Here is a 16,633-nt window from a genome sequence, read left to right as displayed (position 1 = left end):
TACCGAAGGGAGGAAGCAATGTTGGCAGAAAAACGGCGTACAATACCACTTTTACCGCTGAGAGGCATTTTGGTTTTTCCATATATGATTATTCATTTGGATGTTGGCCGGGAAAAATCCATTAGTGCTTTAGAGGAAGCAATGGTGCAAGACCGGTTAATTATGCTGGCTTCACAAAAAGATGCTCAAAATGATACACCTCAACCAGAAGATATTTTTTCTGTAGGTACTGTGGCAGAAATCAAACAATTATTGAAATTGCCCGGAGGCACGATACGGGTATTAGTCGAAGGCTTGCATCGCGGCGCAATAGAAGAATTTATTAGTTCAGAACCTTACTATCAAGTTCAGATTCGTGAATTTTCCGAGGTCGAGACCAAAACGCCGGAAATTGAGGCGCTCACCCGGACGGCAATCAATCAGTTTGAACAGTGGGTTAAGTTGAGTAAAAAAATTCCGCCGGAAACGCTGGTTTCGGTGGTTGTAGTCGAAGAACCGGGACGTTTGACAGATCTTATTGCCAGTCATTTAGCACTAAAAATTGAAGATAAACAGACGTTATTAGAGGCCGTAGAAATTAATGAGCGGCTGGAACGGTTGTGTGAGATTCTTGGGCGTGAAATGGAAATTCTCGAACTCGAGAAGAAAATCCATATTCGGGTACGCAAACAAATGGAGAAGACTCAGAAAGAATATTATTTGCGTGAACAACTTAAAGCCATCCAGAAGGAACTTGGTGAAAAAGATGACCGTACGGCCGAAGTGGAAGAATATCGCCAACGGGTGAAAGAGCAGAATCTCCCTAAAGAAGTGGAAGAAAAGATTAATAAAGAAATTGACCGGCTGGAGAAAATGCCGCCGATGGTGGCGGAAGGCAGCGTGATTCGCACTTATCTGGACTGGTTGCTGGCTCTGCCCTGGAATGTTGAAACCGAAGACAGATTGGATATTGATGTTGCCGAGAAAATTCTGGATGAAGATCATTATGGACTGGAAAAGGTTAAAGAACGGATCTTAGAGTACCTCTCCATCCGAAAACTTACTCAAAAAATGAAAGGGCCGATTTTATGCCTTGTTGGGCCGCCAGGTGTTGGTAAAACCTCACTGGCTCGCTCGATAGCCAGAGCTATGGAACGTAAATTTGTCCGGGTCTCCTTAGGCGGAGTGCGTGATGAAGCTGAAATCCGCGGCCACCGCCGCACGTATGTCGGTGCCTTGCCAGGACGTATTATTCAGGGCATGCGTACAGTCGGCTCGAAAAATCCTGTTTTTCTTCTTGATGAGATTGATAAAATGAGCGCTGACTTTCGTGGCGACCCGTCGTCTGCTTTGCTGGAAGTACTGGACCCGGAACAGAATAACAGCTTTAGTGATCATTATATTGAGATCGCCTATGATCTGTCACGGGTGCTTTGGGTAGTCACGGCCAATGTCATGCATAATATTCCACGGCCGCTTATGGATCGCATGGAAGTAATCTCTATTGCCGGGTATACGGAAGAGGAAAAAACGGAGATTGCCAAACGTTATTTAATTCCTAAGCAGGTTAGCGATCATGGCTTGACAGATAAGCAAATTTCATTTTCAGAAGGGACTATTCAAAAAGTAATACGTGATTATACCCGTGAAGCCGGCGTGCGGAATCTGGAGCGGAATATTGCTAATTTATGCCGCAAAGTGGCGCGTAAGATCGTTCAAGACCAAGGTCCTGTTATTAAAATTACAGCGCAAAATCTACACACTTTTTTAGGCAAACCCAAATATCGGCATGCGCATGCCGAAGAAGCCAATCAGGTAGGGGTAGCTACCGGTTTAGCCTGGACCGAGGTGGGCGGTGATGTATTGCCTGTGGAAATTTCCACCATGAAAGGCAAAGGTAAATTGCTGCTTACCGGACAATTGGGTGATGTTATGCAAGAATCCGCGCAGGCCGGGTTTAGTTATATCCGGTCCAGGGCTAAAGAATTGGGTATTGAGGAAGATTTCCATGAAAAACTGGACATCCACATCCATTTGCCGGAAGGTGCTATTCCGAAAGACGGACCATCAGCCGGTATTACGATGGCTACCGCGATTGCTTCAGCCTTAACCGGCAAACCCATTAAAAGTGAGCTGGCTATGACGGGAGAAATAACTCTCCGCGGCCGGGTATTGCCTGTCGGCGGAATTAAAGAGAAGATATTGGCCGCTCACCGGGCGGGAATCAAGCAAGTCATGCTGCCTAAGGAAAATAAGCGTGACTTGGATGAGCTTCCTGCCAATGTAAAACGCAGTCTTGATTTTGTGTTGGTCGAACATATGGATGAGGTACTGAAAACGGCTATGGTGACTGATTAATGACCGCCTCCTTTACTATTATTAATGCCAGTTATGTAGCAACTGCTGTTAACGCCAATCAGTATCCGGCAGGCGAGTTGGCGGAGATTGCTTTCATTGGGCGGTCTAATGTCGGCAAATCGTCACTTATCAATTCGCTCTGCCGGCGGAACGGGCTGGCACGTACCAGTGGGACGCCGGGCAAAACGCAGACAATTAATTATTTTCGCCTTGCGGGCAAGCTTGCTGATGATTCCAGGCTAGAATTCATGCTGGTTGATTTACCTGGATACGGGTATGCCAAAAGAGCTCAGACAGCACGGTCAACCTGGTCGAAGTTTATCGAGGAATACTGGCTCAAATCGTCTCGATTAAAACTAGTGTGCCAGCTAATTGATCTTCGTCATCCACCCATGGAAAGCGATATGAATGTTTATCGTTGGCTGATCGAACACGGACTTGAGGTTCAGGTAGTGGCCACGAAAGCCGATAAAATTTCTAAAAGCCGTATTCGCCAGCATATTCAGGTAATTTATAAAGACATTGATATGTCCAATCTTAATCCTGCCGGCAGCATTTTGGCTTATTCAGCCGTTAGCGGGCTAGGCAGGGATGAACTTCTTGACGTTATTAGGAACATTTTGCTAAAATGATAGTACTATACGGAGGGAACAGTCGGCCGGCTGTTCCCTTTTGGTTAACTAAGTTTTGTTAGGAGGACTGCATGCTAACCCAATTTGACAAAGAATTACTCAATCTGCTGCAAACAAAATTGCCGATTGAACCGCGTCCTTTTGCTGCTGTGGCAAAGGTACTTAACGTGGATGAGACTACGGTCATTGAACGCTTAGTTTGGCTGAAAAGCCATGGCTATATCCGGCGTTTTGGCGCTTTTTTTGACTCGGGCTGTCTGGGTTTTACCAGTACGCTGGCAGCAGCCAAAGTACGGCCTGAGCATATGGCTGAGGTTGCACAAGCGGTCAATGCTTACTCCGGTGTCACCCATAACTATGAGCGTGACGGGGAATATAATCTTTGGTTTACCCTTTTGACGCCAGGTCCAACAGAACAAGAGCGGATATTGGCTGACATCGGCAATTTGCCGGGAGTGCAGGGCCTTATTAGCCTTCCCGCTATTGAAAAATATAAGGTAAGTGTCGAGTTCTCTTTATAATGACAAATGAGAGTGACGAGGTGACTTATGTTAGATAACCTGGATAAAAGGATCATTGCCGTTATGCAGGGTGAATTCCCCTTAGTGGCAGAACCATACAAAGAATTGGCTGAGAAAATTGGGATTTCTGAACAGCAGCTTCTGGAAAAATTGAATGAGTACCGAATGACAGGAAAACTGCGTAAAATGGGAGTCGTATTGCGTCACCGCGAAGTCGGTTATGCCGCTAACGCACTTTGTGCCTGGAAGGTACCGGCAGCCCGCCTTAAAGAAGTCGGCGAACTTATGTCAGGCTATAAGATTGTTACTCACTGTTATTCGCGTGTTCCTCAACCGCACTGGCCTTATAATTTTTATACCATGTTGCACGCCCATACCCGGGAAGAATGCCGGGACCTGGCTGATAAACTGGCTAATTTGGCCGGACTTGACAACTATCAGTTACTCTTTAGCACCCGTGAGTGGAAAAAATCCAGTATGATTTATTTTCCTGAATTCTCTAAAGGAGAGTGAATGTAGGTGAGCGCGAAAAAACTTAAGAGTTTTGACGATATACGTAACGCTGTAAAAGATAAATTACCCAAGCGGGTAGCTGTCGCGGCTGCACAGGATGCCGCTGTCATGGAAGCCGTCCGGGGAGCGCGCGAACAAAAGCTTGCTGAGTTTACATTGGTAGGGGATATTGATAAAATCAAGGAAACTGCGCAGAAATTGGGGGTCGATCTTGACGATGTACCCTTGGTTCACGAGCCGGATGACCGTAAGGCGGCTTACCGGGCTGTTGCTTTGGTATCAAGTGGGCAAGCCGATGTTCTCATGAAAGGGTTAATTAATACAGCCGATCTGTTGCGGGCCGTACTTGATAAAGAAATCGGTTTACGAACAGGGCGTATTTTAAGTCACACTGCCGTATGTGAAGTTCCCGCGCTAGACCGGCTGCTGATGATTACTGACGGTGGGATGAATATTGCACCTACCTTGCAGCAAAAAGCAGATATCATTCAAAATAGCATTCAATTGGCTAAGGTGCTGGGAATTACTCCGGCTAAAGTAGCGATTCTGGCGGCTGTGGAAGTGGTGAACTCGGATATGCCGGTAACACTTGAGGCCGCTGCCTTAACTAAAATGGCTGACCGTGGACAGATTAGGGGGGCCATTGTTGACGGGCCGCTAGCACTTGATAATGCGCTTAATTTAGAGGCAGCCAAACATAAAGGGATTTCCAGTCCGGTAGCAGGCGGTGCCGATATTTTAGTAACACCGGATATTGAGGCGGGAAATATACTGGGGAAATCGTTAGTTTACCTTGCTGGGGCAAAGTTGGCCGGCTTAATTTTGGGTGCGGCCAAACCGGTGGTAGTAACATCCCGGGCAGATACCTATGAGGCAAAGCTCATATCAATTGCCTTAGGAACATTGCTCGGATAGTAATTAGGAAACAAAGCTCTTCGTGATAGATAGAATGAATATGTGCTGGGTATGCTAGGAAGGTGGAGAAATATTGCTCCACCTTCCTTTTGTTGTATAAGGTTCCTGCATTTTCTTCAAACTATATAAGGAGATTACCAGAAGGTATACTTTCAGGAGGTGCTTTTATGGCCGAAGTTTCACTGCAAGGTGAACAAAGAGTGTTTATGACAGGGAATGAAGTGTGTGCCTGGGCTGCGGTAGCCGCGAAAGCTGATATCATGTATGGCTATCCAATTACGCCGCAAAACGAGATTATGCATTACTGGACAAGACTGGCTCCCAAATATGGTAAACGCTTTTTACAAACTGAGGATGAAATATCTGCCGGTTTTACGACTCTGGGTGGTGTAATTGCAGGCAGAAAAGCCTTTACCGCTACGGCCGGTCCAGGGAACGTTTTGATGCAGGAATCTGCCGGTATGGCGGAAATGATGCGTTTGCCAATCGTTTATATCATTCAGCAGCGGGGCGGCCCTTCCACGGCAACAGTAATTTATGCGCAACAGGAGACTACTCTGACAACGTTTGGCGGCAACGGGGAAGGTCACCGGATCGTATACTCTACAGCTACCCATCAGGAGTTATTTGACTATACGATCAAAGCTTTTGATGCTGCTTGGACGTATCGCTTCCCTGCTTTTATTCTGGGTGACGGGTATCAAGCTAAGATGCGCGAACCGCTGACAATTTATGATCCTGAAGCCAGAGGCCATAAGTTAGTTAAAACCGAAGCGCTGCTGGGCGATACCGAAAAGCCGGAACGGGAAATTAAGCATCTTCGCAATACCTATAATACGGAAGATGAGTTATATGAAGTTGTAATGAAGAATCAGCGGGATTGGGATATGATGGCGCAAAAAGTTGTCGAATGGGATGCACAAGGGTGTGAGGATGCCGATGTTATCCTGCTGACCCATGGTATCGTATCGCGGGCTGCCTTAACCGCGTATCAGCAATTGCGTGCCGCCGGCAAGAAGGTTGGCTATTTTCGCCCGATAACGGTTCGGCCGTTCCCTGGCAAACAATTACAGGAAGCAAGTAAGGGGGCCAAAAAGCTGTTCATTGCGGAATCTGCATACGGTCAGTTGATGAAGCTTGTCCAACACGAAATCTTTGGCAGTACCATTGACATTGTGCCGATGTTGCGTCCCGGTGTTGGCATCACTACCGAAGAAATTATGGAAGAATATAACAAACTGTAGAAATAGGAGGGAGACTACTATGCAAGAGCTTAGTGAAAATAACATTCTTCAGCCAGCTATGCCCAGCAGTTGGGATGAAACCACTAAAGCACATAAATTTTGTCCTGGCTGTGGTCATGGCATTATTCTTAAATGTCTCGGTGAGGCTGTCGACGAACTAGGAATTAAAGATAAAATGGTTTTTGGCTGTGATATTGGTTGCTCTTTACTGGCGTGGGATTTTTTTAATGTCGATTCCGTACAAACTCATCACGGCCGTACAACACCTGTTATTACCGGCATGAAACGGGCCAATCCGGACATTATCGGGGTGGCCTATATGGGCGACGGCGGTGGCTATGCCATTGGGTCCCAACATCTTTTCAACGCTGCCGTGCGTGGTGAAAAAATTACGATTATCTTGTGTAATAACTGTAACTATGGCATGACCGGTGGTCAAATGGCGCCAACTACCCTGCCTGGCATGAAAACAGAAACGACGCCTTATGGGCGTGATATAGAACAGACCGGACAGCCCACCAAGGGACCGGAGATGGTTGCAACCGTTGCGCCTGAAGGGGCTTATGTTGCCCGCGGAACGATTGCCAATCCACGGCAATTAAAAGGGTTTATCAAAAAGGCTTTGCAAAACCAGATTGACGGCAAAGGTATTTCTTTTGTCGAATGTTTGTCGTCCTGTCCGACCAACTGGCGTACGAATGCCAAACAAACGTGGGAATTTGTTGAAAAAGATATGGCGCAATACTTTAAGGTCGGCGAACTTAGGGCGCCGCAAGCAAAGGAGGGCTAACCATGGTAAAGGTTACCAAAATAGCTATTGCCGGCGAAGGCGGTCAGGGTGTACAGTCTATTGCTGAAATCTTGGCTGAAGCTGCTAACGAAGAAGGCAAAAATGCATTGTACATACCTAACTTTGGTGTTGAGCAGCGTGGAGGCGTTTCCATTGCCTTTGTACAGGTAAGCGACGGTCAAATTGGGGCGCCCAAGTTTCAAAAGGCCGACATTCTGATTCCGGTAAGCCCGCGGGCCGTGCAACGGACCAAGATGTATGCAGGAAAAGATACTGTCTATATCTACGACAATTCACTCATTCAGGAAGGGGAGGTCAAGGATAATATTGTCGGTCTGCAATATTTTGATGTAACGCCACCCTGTCCGACCGCTGAACAGCCTAATGCGGATTTGCCTCAGGACATGATTGCAGGTGAACCTAAAACCGGTTCGTTTGCGAAAAAAGGGCCGGCTGTAGATCCGGAAGACCTGCCGGAGGTTAAAAAGGTCTTGGCGATTCCGGCAAATGATATTGCCAAAAATGAACTGCATCCGCGGGTGTTCAATATTATTATTCTTGGTGCGGTAATTGCGGCAACCGAAGTGCTGCCATTGGATACTATCAAAGAGGCGCTTGAAACTAAATTAGGTGACAAATTTAAACAAAATCCGGCTCTTCGCGATATGAACTTCAAGGCTCTTGAACGTGGCTACCAACTTATTAAGGGCGTAATGTAAGGAGGGGAGCAAATGGCGAAAGATAATTGGAAATCCTCACGATATGACAGCGAGAAGGGCTTTTGGGCGGTTTTCCCGGGTTTATGCAAAGGCTGTGGCTTGTGTATCGAAAAATGTCCGGTTAAATGTATTTCCTGGTCGGAAGATCTTGGGGTATATGGCACACCACGTGTGGAAGCCGATATGAAAAAATGTATTGTTTGCGGAATTTGTCAAATGGTTTGTCCCGATTGTGCTATTCGTGTTGAAAAAAAAAATAAAAGCTAATCGTGTTGTAGACGATTACCGGTAAAATGGTGTATTATAGAAACAGATTTTGTCTTGTAGGTGATTAAAGAGTGAATAAATCCCCAAGTAGTATTTTTGGCATAGTCCAAGACGACATTGACGCTGTTGAGAAAGAACTGTATTCTGTAATACAATCGCCGGTAGATTTGGTTAACGACATTGGAGTGCATTTGATACAGGCGGGGGGTAAGCGATTACGACCCGCTTTGTATCTGTTATGCGCCCGCGGCGGCAATCCTAGCTTAAGTGAGTTGCTGCCTATGGCCGTAGCCATTGAACTTATTCATATGGCTACCTTAGTCCATGATGATGTTATTGACAGTGCGGCTACCCGTCGGGGGCGGCCAACGGCAAACTCGCGTTGGGGCAACCACAGCTCGGTATTGACAGGCGACTATTTATGGGCTAAAGCATTTTCAACGATTGCCTCCAGTGCCGATAAGAGCATGTTAAAAATTTTGACTGACGTAATTTCAAGTATGTGTGAAGGGGAAATCGTTCAACTCAGGGAGGCTTTTAACCCTGAACAGGACGAGGCCGATTACCGCCAGCGAGTAGCGCAAAAAACCGCCGACTTTATTGCCGCCAGTTGTGAACTGGGTGCATTGTCCGGAGGACTGGACGAAGCGGATGTTGTTCAGGCGCGCGAATACGGTTTTGCGCTGGGAATGGCCTTTCAGATTACAGATGATATTTTGGATATTACCGCATCGGCCGAACAATTGGGTAAACCGGTGGGAAATGATTTGCGGCAGGGAATCGTTACGTTACCGACAATTTATGCATTAAAAACAAGCTTTCACCGTGACGAACTCAGAAATATTATTGAAAAGCAAAACATGTCTGATGAAGATGTTCGGCGAGGGCTGGAAATTGTTCACGAAACAGATGCGGTCGAATACAGCTATCAGCAAGTGAGCCGCTATCTGCAGCATGCACGCAATAGTTTGCCGCTGACATTTCGCGCTCCTGTGCGGGAAGCCTTGCTGGCAGTCGCTGATTTTGTGGGGTTACGCAAGTACTAATATTTAAATTACATAATACAAAAAATAGCGATGAGCGCGGCTTCCCTGATAACTATGTTTATGAACATAGGCGGCAGCCGTTTTTTGCCGTTATTATCTGATACGTTGTTTTTTTTGGGACGTCCAGGTATAATAGAATACGTAACAAAGTAAAAAAAGGGGGATGCTATTATGTTTAGTTTTAGTATGCCGGAATTAGTTTTGATATTAGTTATTGCACTGATTGTATTTGGACCGGGCAAACTGCCGGAAGTCGGCAAGGCCATTGGTAAGGGAATTCAGGAATTTCGCCGGGCCAGTACTGACATTGTCAGCCCTAAAGAAGAACCGATAAAAGTCGAGGCAAAAACAGAGGCAGTCAACAAACAGCCTGAGGAAAAAAAGTGAGGGTGTTTGTTTGATGCCAGACCATGATGATAATAAACCTGTCCAATCAGATAATACGGAGAGTACAGGTGTAATTTACAGTGATAAAGTGGAACGGGAAGAAACTCAACTTGAAGATGAGAATATTGAGGCAGCTCAACAAGATAAGGCAGCTATGTCTTTAATTGGGCATCTTGAAGAATTGCGCCGGCGGCTGATAACTATGATCGCCGCCATTGCTATTGGCAGTACCGCCTGCTATTTCTATGCCGCTGAAATAACCGCGCTGATAACGGCACCTGCGGGAAAACTTTATTACATGAATCCGTCGGAAGCTTTTTTTACCTATTTAAAAGTTTCTTTTTTTGCTGGCTTTTTGTTGGCGTTGCCTGTGGTCATGTATCAGCTATGGGCCTTTATTGTCCCGGCCATGACGAATAACGAACGCAAGGCTGGAATTTTTTTGGTTCCAGTATCCATCATCTTTTTTTTCATCGGTTTGATTTTTTCTTACTATTTAGTATTGCCTGCAGGCATAAAGTTTTTTATGGGATTTGCAACAGAAAATTTGCAGCCAATGTTTTCGATCGGTCAATATCTTTCTTTTGTGATCTCCTTCTTAGTGCCTTTTGGTTTCATTTTTGAATTGCCTTTATTTATATTAGTTTTGGCTAAACTGGGAATCATTAATTCAAGATTTTTGGTAGCTAAACGCAAAATGGTACTTGTCCTGTCCTTTGTACTGGGAGCTGCCATTTCACCAACTCCGGATGTTGTTTCACAAACGATGGTGGCAGTGCCTGTGGTTTTGTTGTACGAGATAAGCATCGTAATTGTCAAATACATATTACGGAAATAGCTGTACCTTTTCTTTGCTGAAAGGAGTATTACCTTGGCCTACAATGACCTACGCGATTTTATAGCTGCGTTGGAGTCACGCGGCTGGCTTAAGCGAATTACCCAACCTGTTGATTGTGAACTTGAAATTACAGAAATAACCGATCGGGTTTCCAAAATGCAAGGTGAAAAAAATGTTGCTTTGCTTTTTGAAAATGTCAAGGGTTATGATATACCGGTTCTTATGAATGCCTTTGGCAGTATGGAACGGATGGCCTTAGCGCTGGGAGTGGAAAAAATTGATGATATTGCCCAGGAAATACGCCAAATTTTAAAACTCCCCTACATTTCTCTCCAAAATAAGCTTGATTTGGTCAAAATTATCCCTTCGGCTAAACGCGCTATTAATTTTCCTAAATACGTGAAAAATGCGCCTTGTAAAGAAGTGATAATTAAAGATAAACCTTCTTTGGAAAAATTCCCAATTCTGAAATGTTGGCCGGGAGATGCCGGCCGTTTTATTACGTTACCGTTGGTTTTCACCAAAAATCCGCTTAATGGGAAGCGCAACGTCGGTATGTACCGTCTTCAGGTATTTGATAATCAGACCACCGGCATGCACTGGCATATTCATAAAAACGGTGCTGAAAACTATCGGGCCCATCGAGAACTGGGCAAGGATAAAATTGAGGTTGCGGTTGCTATTGGCGGTGATCCGGCGATTACCTATTCGTCCACTGCGCCGTTGCCGCGCGATATTGATGAAATGGTTTTTGCCGGTTTCTTGCGCAAGAAATCAGTCGAGATGGTAAAATGTGAAACCGTCGATGTTGAAGTGCCTGCAGGTTCGGAAATTATACTGGAAGGCTATGTCAACATGGACGAGCTTAGGGTGGAAGGACCATTCGGTGACCATACCGGTTACTATTCTCTGGCAGACAATTATCCGGTTTTTCATATAACCTGTATCACGCACCGCAAAAATCCTATTTATCCGGCCACTGTCGTCGGTAAACCGCCTATGGAGGATTGTTTTTTAGCAAAGGCTACCGAGCGCATTTTTCTACCGCTGCTGCAAACCCAAATGCCGGAAGTTATCGATATAAATTTGCCTTTGGAAGGTGTATTTCATAATTGTGCCGTTGTCTCAATAAAGAAAAGCTATCCGCAGCAAGCTAAAAAGGTTATGCATGCGATTTGGGGTATGGGACAAATGATGTTCACCAAGATGATTATCGTTGTTGACGCGCATGTTAATGTGCAAGATATGAATGAGGTTTGGTGGCGGGTATTTAATAATATTGATGCCAAACGGGATGTTGTTATGGTGGATGGACCGCTGGATGTGCTTGATCATTCATCACCGATGCCAAACTGGGGGACAAAGATAGGCATCGATGCGACCAAAACCTGGCCGCAGGAGGGACAAACCCGCGAATGGCCTGATGAAATTATTATGTCGGCTGATATAAAAGAACTTGTCGATGCCAAATGGAAGGATTTGGGTCTTGAGTAAATTAAAGGCCCATCTTGACAATATTGCTTTGTCCCATTCCGTTTTTGCTTTGCCGTTTGCTTATATGGGAGCCTTTTTGGCTGCAGGATCGATTCCCGGCGGCCATGACCTTGTATGGATCACGTTGGCCATGGTTGGCGCCAGGAGTGCTGCGCTGGCACTCAATAATCTGATTGATTTAAAATATGATAAGCTGCATCCACGCTTCACCAAAAGACCGATGGTAACCGGTACCGTTAAACCCCGGGAGGCCGCTTTGCTTATTGTTTTTAGCCTGGCGCTGTTTTTTGCGGCTACGGCCCAGTTACAGCCTCTATGCCTAAAACTTTGGCCGCTCGCTTTAATTCCCTTGGTTATTTATCCTTATATGAAACGATTTTCCTGGACATGCCATTTGGTGTTAGGCTTGGCTTTGGCCGTAGCTCCGGTTGGTGCCTGGATAGGTGTCAAGGGAGATATATCCCTTGCGGTTTTGTTATTAGGTTTGGCAGTAGGGGTGTGGATTGCCGGGTTTGACGTTATTTACGGTTGTCAGGATGTGGCGTTTGATAAGACAAACGGGTTGCATTCTATGCCGGTACGGTTCGGTGTCCGGGGAGCTTTAAGGCTGTCAAGGCTTATGCATGTTATCAGCATTGCGGGTTTTACCTTTGTCGGTATCCTGTTAGGACTGCATTTCATTTACTATATAGGCGTTATGCTTGCGGCCATGGTTCTTATCTACCAGCATACCATTGTGAGTCCTGAGAATTTAAGTGAAGTTACACAGCGTTATTTTATGCGCAATGGTTTAGTCAGCATTCTGCTCTTTATTTTTACTATTATTGCGTTAGTTTAAAATGAATTATCATTTTTTGTATTATTTTGCGCCTCTTTGCTGCTAATACCGGTTATAGTAAAGGGGCGCAATTCCTTTGAACAAGCTTCGACAAAATATGTCAATAATATTTTTTTTGGATAATTAAAAACTAGCAGGAATTTCTGAAAATAAAGCGAATTTTTTTCCATTAGAATGTATGTGAAATAACAAACTAATTTTATTTGCTGCAGTGAACGTGGTATATGTAGCTGTTCTGACATGCTAAATTCAGAATGAGACGGGAGGATAAGAGTATGAGTATGCTGGATAAGTCTTGCTCCGATTTTCTGGAAGTACTGGCTTCCAAAGCTCCGGTTCCGGGCGGTGGCGGTGCGGCAGCCCTTGGCGGTGCTATTGGGATGGCTCTTTCCAACATGGTTGGGAATCTGACTGTGGGCAAAAAGAAATATGCCGAGGTAGAGGGAGAAGTCAAAGAGTTAATTGCAAAAGGGGAACAGGTAATCGAAGAACTAAAAAAATTGGTAGATGAAGATGCGGCAGTATTTGAACCGCTTTCCAAAGCTTATGGTTTACCGAAAGACACCCCGGAACAAATTGCTTATAAAGAAAAAGTAATGGAAAAATGCTCTAAGGATGCCTGCGAAGGACCAATGAAAATTATGCGTAAGTGCTATGAAGGCATCAAAATCCATGAGCGTATGGGGCAAATAGGGACTAATCTGGCAATTTCCGATGTCGGTTGCGGCGTTGTATTTTTAAAGTCCGCGCTTATTAGCGGAATGTTGAATGTTGTAATTAACCTCAATACGATTAAAGACCAGGAATATGTGAAGAAAAACCGGGCAGAAATGGAACAGTTGCTGGCTGAAGGCTCGAAGATTGCCGATGCTACACTGGAACTTGTTCTTAGCAAAATAAAAAAATAGGAGGAATTTAACAATGGCCGAAAGATTAGCCGGTAAAGCGGTCGCAGATGCCATGAAAGATGAACTCTCACAAAAGGTTGCTGCGATAAAAGCCAAAGGAATTACTCCCAAATTAGGCATTATCCGGGTTGGTGCCCGTCCTGATGATCTTTTCTATGAAGGGGGCGCCAAAAAGACCTGTGAATCCATCGGTATGGCTTATCAAGTCTTTGAATATCCGGCTGATATTGATCAGGCTGCTTTTGAAAAAGCCGTGATCAGTGTGGGTGACAATAAAGAAATCAATGGCATCTTGATGTTTGCGCCATTGCCTAAACAACTGGACGAAAAGAAAATTCGCAGCCTGATTCCTGTGGAAAAAGACGTAGACTGCATGACAATTGGCAGCGCGGCCAAAGTTTACACAGATGATCCAACGGGCTTCCCGCCGTGTACGCCGACAGCCTGCATGGATATCCTTAAATTTTACAATATCCCGCTTAAGGGCAAAAAGGCAGTTGTGTTGGGACGGTCTCAGGTGGTTGGTAAACCGGTGGCAATGTTGCTGTTAAGAGAGCATGCCACGGTAACAATTTGCCATTCGCGGACGGAAAATTTGCCGGCAGTTTGTGCTGAGGCTGATGTTTTGATCGCCGCCGTCGGCCGGGCAAAAATGGTAAAAGCTAGTTTTGTTAAACCCGGTCAAGTTGTTATTGACGTAGGTATTAATGAAGATCCTGACAATCCCGGCAAATACTGCGGTGATGTTGATTATGCGGCAGTTGAACCGATTGTCGAAAAAATTACACCGGTTCCAGGCGGCGTTGGTTCAGTTACAACTGTTGTGCTATGTAAACAGACTATCCAAGCTTGTGAGCTGCAAAACAAGCTGATCTAAGAATGGATATATACAACGCATTAAAGTTTTGCAGGTAGGTGGTGTGTTGGCAAAAGCGGAAGTCAAGCGCCAGCGGTGGAGCGTTGTCAATGCACCACCCACCTGAGTCTGCAAACTCTTTACTGCGGAATATATAGTAGCCTGCAGTTTATGATTTTCAGTAATTTTTGCTTTATTGCACTAGGAGGCACGGCTAATGCAAACTGGTAATAGTAATCCCCAGCATCTGCAGGATGGCTATCAACTGGCTTATGAGAAGGCTTGTGCCGGTTTAAACAAAAAAAAACCGGCAGACATGGCTGCCAGCAGTGGTGCTGATTTTGATGAAAATAAAAGCTTATTTACAATAAAATATATCAATGAGGTATACAATGTTCATTATCCGGACGGAGAGGTAAACTTCGCAGACCGTCAAGACCCGGTGCCGGTGGCCGCTAAAGTCATATTGCTGCATTATTTACTTACGGCAAGCGGATCTCCCTTAACCGGTAAATGGATATCTTTTAAAGAAATACCTGGCGGCATGATTTATATACAGCCGTTTAACGGGCGTGTTCTTGGTGCCTTTAAAGCGGTTTTTGGCAAAAAAGCCGAGCTTTTAACCAAAGCGGGCGAAAAAATTGGCGGCAGTAATGCACGATTTGGTGATGTTGCCGTTACACTGAATATCTTGCCGCAGCTTCCTGTCACTTATGTGATTTGGGAGGGGGATGAAGAATTCCCGGCAAATGCTACAGCGTTGTTTGATGCCACTGCTCAATATTATCTGCCTACAGAGGATTTGGTTGTGGCGGCGGCGGCTGGGGCCAGTTTGCTTAACAAAACGGCACGGACGTTAAGTTGATCGAATAAATTTACCTCTTGCTGTTAAAAAAATTAATATATCATAACGCTATTTTAAGGAGGTGAGGTCTTGAAAATCGCAGTCTCCGGCAAAGGCGGCGTCGGAAAAACGTCTGTCTCTGCCAGTTTGGCAAAATTATTTGCCCGTGAAGGTCGTCGTGTATACGCAGTGGATGCTGACCCGGACGCAAGCTTAGGTCTTGCATTAGGAATACCTGATGATATCTTGGCTAAAGTAATTCCGTTGATTGATATGGAAGACGTGATTAAGGAGAAGAGTGCCGGTGGCGGCTTGCTCTATAGTCTTAATCCTGATGTTGACGACATCTTAGACGAGTATTCCATTAGCGTGGGTAACATCAAATTCCTAAGAATGGGTGCCATAAAACCAGGCGGTTCAGCCTGTTACTGCCGCGAAAATGCTTTTTTGTATTCCGTTGTGGATTCCCTGATCCTGGACAAAGATGACGTGGTTATCCTTGATATGGGAGCAGGAATAGAGCATTTAACACGTGGCACGTCTAAAGGCATGGATCTTATGATTGTGGTTACCGAACCAAGCAAGACAAGTGTCCAGACAGCACGGGTGGTCATGCAATTAGCTAAGGATTTGGGTATTGAAGTTACCAAAGTAATTGCTAACAAAATCCGTACTCCGAAAGAAGAAGCATTTATCCAGGCACAGTTTGCTGCTCAGGAACTGTTAGGCGTCATTCGTTTTGATGACGGTCTGCTGGATGTTGCTCTCGGAAACGAAGCAGACATACTTACCGGAGCCTTCAAAGCGAGTATGGAAGAAATTTATCTGCGTGTTGTTCAAGAGTGGAAAGACAAGCACTAAAGCAAAGTCTTGAAACAATTAAAAAAGGGGGATTTAGATTATGGCTTGGGATCCTACAGTATTGAAAGACTGGCAAATTGCCGAAGCGGCAGAAGGTAACATACCTTCCACAGAGAAATACATGGAAATGATGGGACTGCAAAAGGATGAGATTATTCCTTACGGCAGAACGCCAAAAGTTGATTTCTTAAAGGTAATTGACCGTCTGAAAAATAAACCCGATGGTAAATACATTGAGGTAACTGCCATTACTCCTACCCCACTTGGCGAAGGTAAATCAACAACTTCAATCGGCATTATGGAAGGGCTTGGTAAACGCGGCGTAAACGTCGGCGGTGCCTTGCGGCAGCCTTCCGGCGGACCTACCATGAACGTAAAAGGTACGGCAGCCGGCGGCGGCAACGCGCTGTTAATTCCGATGACCGAGTTCTCGCTTGGCTTGACCGGCGACATTAACGACATCATGAATGCGCACAATCTGGCGATGGTTGCCCTCAACGCCAGAATGCAGCATGAAGCCAACTACACCGACGCCGAGTTGGCAAAAAGAAACTTGAAGAGACTTGATATTGACCCGAAAAATATTGAAATGGGCTGGGTTATTGACTTTGCCGCCCAGGGCC

Annotated in this window: 19 protein-coding genes; all 19 read left to right on the top strand. The window is 45.3% G+C overall.

The annotated features are described in order from the left end of the window. Positions 1-21 precede the first annotated feature (21 nt). Positions 22-2,337, top strand: coding sequence for an endopeptidase La (lon, locus tag BLR65_RS24515; RefSeq protein WP_093796816.1), 2,316 nt, complete (start codon positions 22-24; stop codon positions 2,335-2,337). Beyond that, positions 2,337-2,969 (top strand): ribosome biogenesis GTP-binding protein YihA/YsxC, encoded by a 633-nt coding sequence (gene yihA / locus BLR65_RS24510; RefSeq protein ID WP_093796783.1) that lies wholly within the window; start codon positions 2,337-2,339, stop codon positions 2,967-2,969. Before lon ends, yihA begins: the two co-directional genes overlap by 1 nt. A 71-nt stretch (positions 2,970-3,040) precedes the next feature. Then, complete coding sequence (gene ahbA / locus BLR65_RS24505) at positions 3,041-3,490, top strand: siroheme decarboxylase subunit alpha (RefSeq protein ID WP_093796781.1); 450 nt, start codon at positions 3,041-3,043, stop codon at positions 3,488-3,490. Between the two features lie 27 nt (positions 3,491-3,517). Next, positions 3,518-4,003 carry a siroheme decarboxylase subunit beta gene (ahbB, locus tag BLR65_RS24500; RefSeq protein ID WP_093796779.1) on the top strand — a complete coding sequence of 162 codons (486 nt, stop codon included), beginning with the start codon at positions 3,518-3,520 and terminating at the stop codon, positions 4,001-4,003. A 6-nt stretch (positions 4,004-4,009) separates the two neighbouring features. Next, positions 4,010-4,918, top strand: a complete 909-nt coding sequence (locus BLR65_RS24495; RefSeq protein ID WP_093796777.1) for a phosphate butyryltransferase — start codon at positions 4,010-4,012, stop codon at positions 4,916-4,918. Between the two features lie 167 nt (positions 4,919-5,085). Further along, positions 5,086-6,162, top strand: coding sequence for a ferredoxin oxidoreductase (locus BLR65_RS24490; RefSeq protein WP_093796776.1), 1,077 nt, complete (start codon positions 5,086-5,088; stop codon positions 6,160-6,162). 19 nt (positions 6,163-6,181) lie between these two features. Further along, a complete protein-coding gene (locus BLR65_RS24485; protein WP_093796775.1) occupies positions 6,182-6,952 on the top strand; it encodes a thiamine pyrophosphate-dependent enzyme in 771 nt (256 codons plus the stop codon). A 2-nt stretch (positions 6,953-6,954) separates the two neighbouring features. Then, complete coding sequence (locus BLR65_RS24480; protein ID WP_093796774.1) at positions 6,955-7,671, top strand: 2-oxoacid:ferredoxin oxidoreductase subunit gamma family protein; 717 nt, start codon at positions 6,955-6,957, stop codon at positions 7,669-7,671. Between the two features lie 12 nt (positions 7,672-7,683). After that, the gene (locus BLR65_RS24475) at positions 7,684-7,938 is read left to right on the top strand and encodes a 4Fe-4S binding protein (protein WP_093796773.1); all 255 of its coding nucleotides are present in this window, start codon (positions 7,684-7,686) and stop codon (positions 7,936-7,938) included. Between the two features lie 71 nt (positions 7,939-8,009). Next, complete coding sequence (locus tag BLR65_RS24470) at positions 8,010-8,984, top strand: polyprenyl synthetase family protein (protein ID WP_245693024.1); 975 nt, start codon at positions 8,010-8,012, stop codon at positions 8,982-8,984. 171 nt (positions 8,985-9,155) lie between these two features. Continuing rightward, positions 9,156-9,371: a Sec-independent protein translocase subunit TatA/TatB gene (locus BLR65_RS24465; RefSeq protein ID WP_093796772.1), complete on the top strand. Its 216-nt coding sequence runs from the start codon at positions 9,156-9,158 to the stop codon at positions 9,369-9,371. 13 nt (positions 9,372-9,384) lie between these two features. Next, entirely contained in the window at positions 9,385-10,209 is an 825-nt protein-coding gene (tatC, locus tag BLR65_RS24460) for a twin-arginine translocase subunit TatC (protein WP_093796771.1), read from the top strand. Between the two features lie 33 nt (positions 10,210-10,242). Next, positions 10,243-11,703, top strand: a complete 1,461-nt coding sequence (locus BLR65_RS24455; protein WP_093796770.1) for a menaquinone biosynthesis decarboxylase — start codon at positions 10,243-10,245, stop codon at positions 11,701-11,703. Then, positions 11,696-12,541, top strand: a complete 846-nt coding sequence (locus tag BLR65_RS24450; RefSeq protein ID WP_093796769.1) for a UbiA-like polyprenyltransferase — start codon at positions 11,696-11,698, stop codon at positions 12,539-12,541. Before BLR65_RS24455 ends, BLR65_RS24450 begins: the two co-directional genes overlap by 8 nt. A 275-nt stretch (positions 12,542-12,816) precedes the next feature. Continuing rightward, a complete protein-coding gene (locus BLR65_RS24445) occupies positions 12,817-13,449 on the top strand; it encodes a cyclodeaminase/cyclohydrolase family protein (protein ID WP_093796768.1) in 633 nt (210 codons plus the stop codon). Positions 13,450-13,462: 13 nt separating this feature from the next. Further along, positions 13,463-14,326 (top strand): bifunctional 5,10-methylenetetrahydrofolate dehydrogenase/5,10-methenyltetrahydrofolate cyclohydrolase, encoded by an 864-nt coding sequence (locus BLR65_RS24440; RefSeq protein WP_093796767.1) that lies wholly within the window; start codon positions 13,463-13,465, stop codon positions 14,324-14,326. A gap of 196 nt (positions 14,327-14,522) precedes the next feature. After that, entirely contained in the window at positions 14,523-15,170 is a 648-nt protein-coding gene (locus BLR65_RS24435) for a DUF3786 domain-containing protein (protein WP_093796766.1), read from the top strand. Positions 15,171-15,239: 69 nt separating this feature from the next. Then, positions 15,240-16,010 carry an ATP-binding protein gene (locus BLR65_RS24430; RefSeq protein WP_093796765.1) on the top strand — a complete coding sequence of 257 codons (771 nt, stop codon included), beginning with the start codon at positions 15,240-15,242 and terminating at the stop codon, positions 16,008-16,010. Positions 16,011-16,050: 40 nt separating this feature from the next. Continuing rightward, the coding region (locus tag BLR65_RS24425) for a formate--tetrahydrofolate ligase (protein ID WP_143122653.1) at positions 16,051-16,633 on the top strand (583 nt) is incomplete at its 3' end.

The sequence above is a fragment of the Sporomusa acidovorans genome, from assembly GCF_900101845.1.
Classification (GTDB): domain Bacteria; phylum Bacillota; class Negativicutes; order Sporomusales; family Sporomusaceae; genus Sporomusa; species Sporomusa acidovorans.
Note: the sequence above shows the minus strand (reverse complement) of the source record. Positions and strands in the feature narration are given on the sequence as shown.

Excerpts from the sequence above, each read along its gene's own strand:
- yihA (WP_093796783.1), top strand. The coding sequence starts at position 2,337 with ATGACCGCCTCCTTTACTATTATTAATGCCAGTTATGTAGCAACTGCT.
- ahbA (WP_093796781.1), top strand. The coding sequence starts at position 3,041 with ATGCTAACCCAATTTGACAAAGAATTACTCAATCTGCTGCAAACAAAA.
- ahbB (WP_093796779.1), top strand. The coding sequence starts at position 3,518 with ATGTTAGATAACCTGGATAAAAGGATCATTGCCGTTATGCAGGGTGAA.
- BLR65_RS24490 (WP_093796776.1), top strand. The coding sequence starts at position 5,086 with ATGGCCGAAGTTTCACTGCAAGGTGAACAAAGAGTGTTTATGACAGGG.
- BLR65_RS24485 (WP_093796775.1), top strand. The coding sequence starts at position 6,182 with ATGCAAGAGCTTAGTGAAAATAACATTCTTCAGCCAGCTATGCCCAGC.
- BLR65_RS24480 (WP_093796774.1), top strand. The coding sequence starts at position 6,955 with ATGGTAAAGGTTACCAAAATAGCTATTGCCGGCGAAGGCGGTCAGGGT.
- BLR65_RS24475 (WP_093796773.1), top strand. The coding sequence starts at position 7,684 with ATGGCGAAAGATAATTGGAAATCCTCACGATATGACAGCGAGAAGGGC.
- BLR65_RS24465 (WP_093796772.1), top strand. The coding sequence starts at position 9,156 with ATGTTTAGTTTTAGTATGCCGGAATTAGTTTTGATATTAGTTATTGCA.
- tatC (WP_093796771.1), top strand. The coding sequence starts at position 9,385 with ATGCCAGACCATGATGATAATAAACCTGTCCAATCAGATAATACGGAG.
- BLR65_RS24445 (WP_093796768.1), top strand. The coding sequence starts at position 12,817 with ATGAGTATGCTGGATAAGTCTTGCTCCGATTTTCTGGAAGTACTGGCT.
- BLR65_RS24440 (WP_093796767.1), top strand. The coding sequence starts at position 13,463 with ATGGCCGAAAGATTAGCCGGTAAAGCGGTCGCAGATGCCATGAAAGAT.
- BLR65_RS24435 (WP_093796766.1), top strand. The coding sequence starts at position 14,523 with ATGCAAACTGGTAATAGTAATCCCCAGCATCTGCAGGATGGCTATCAA.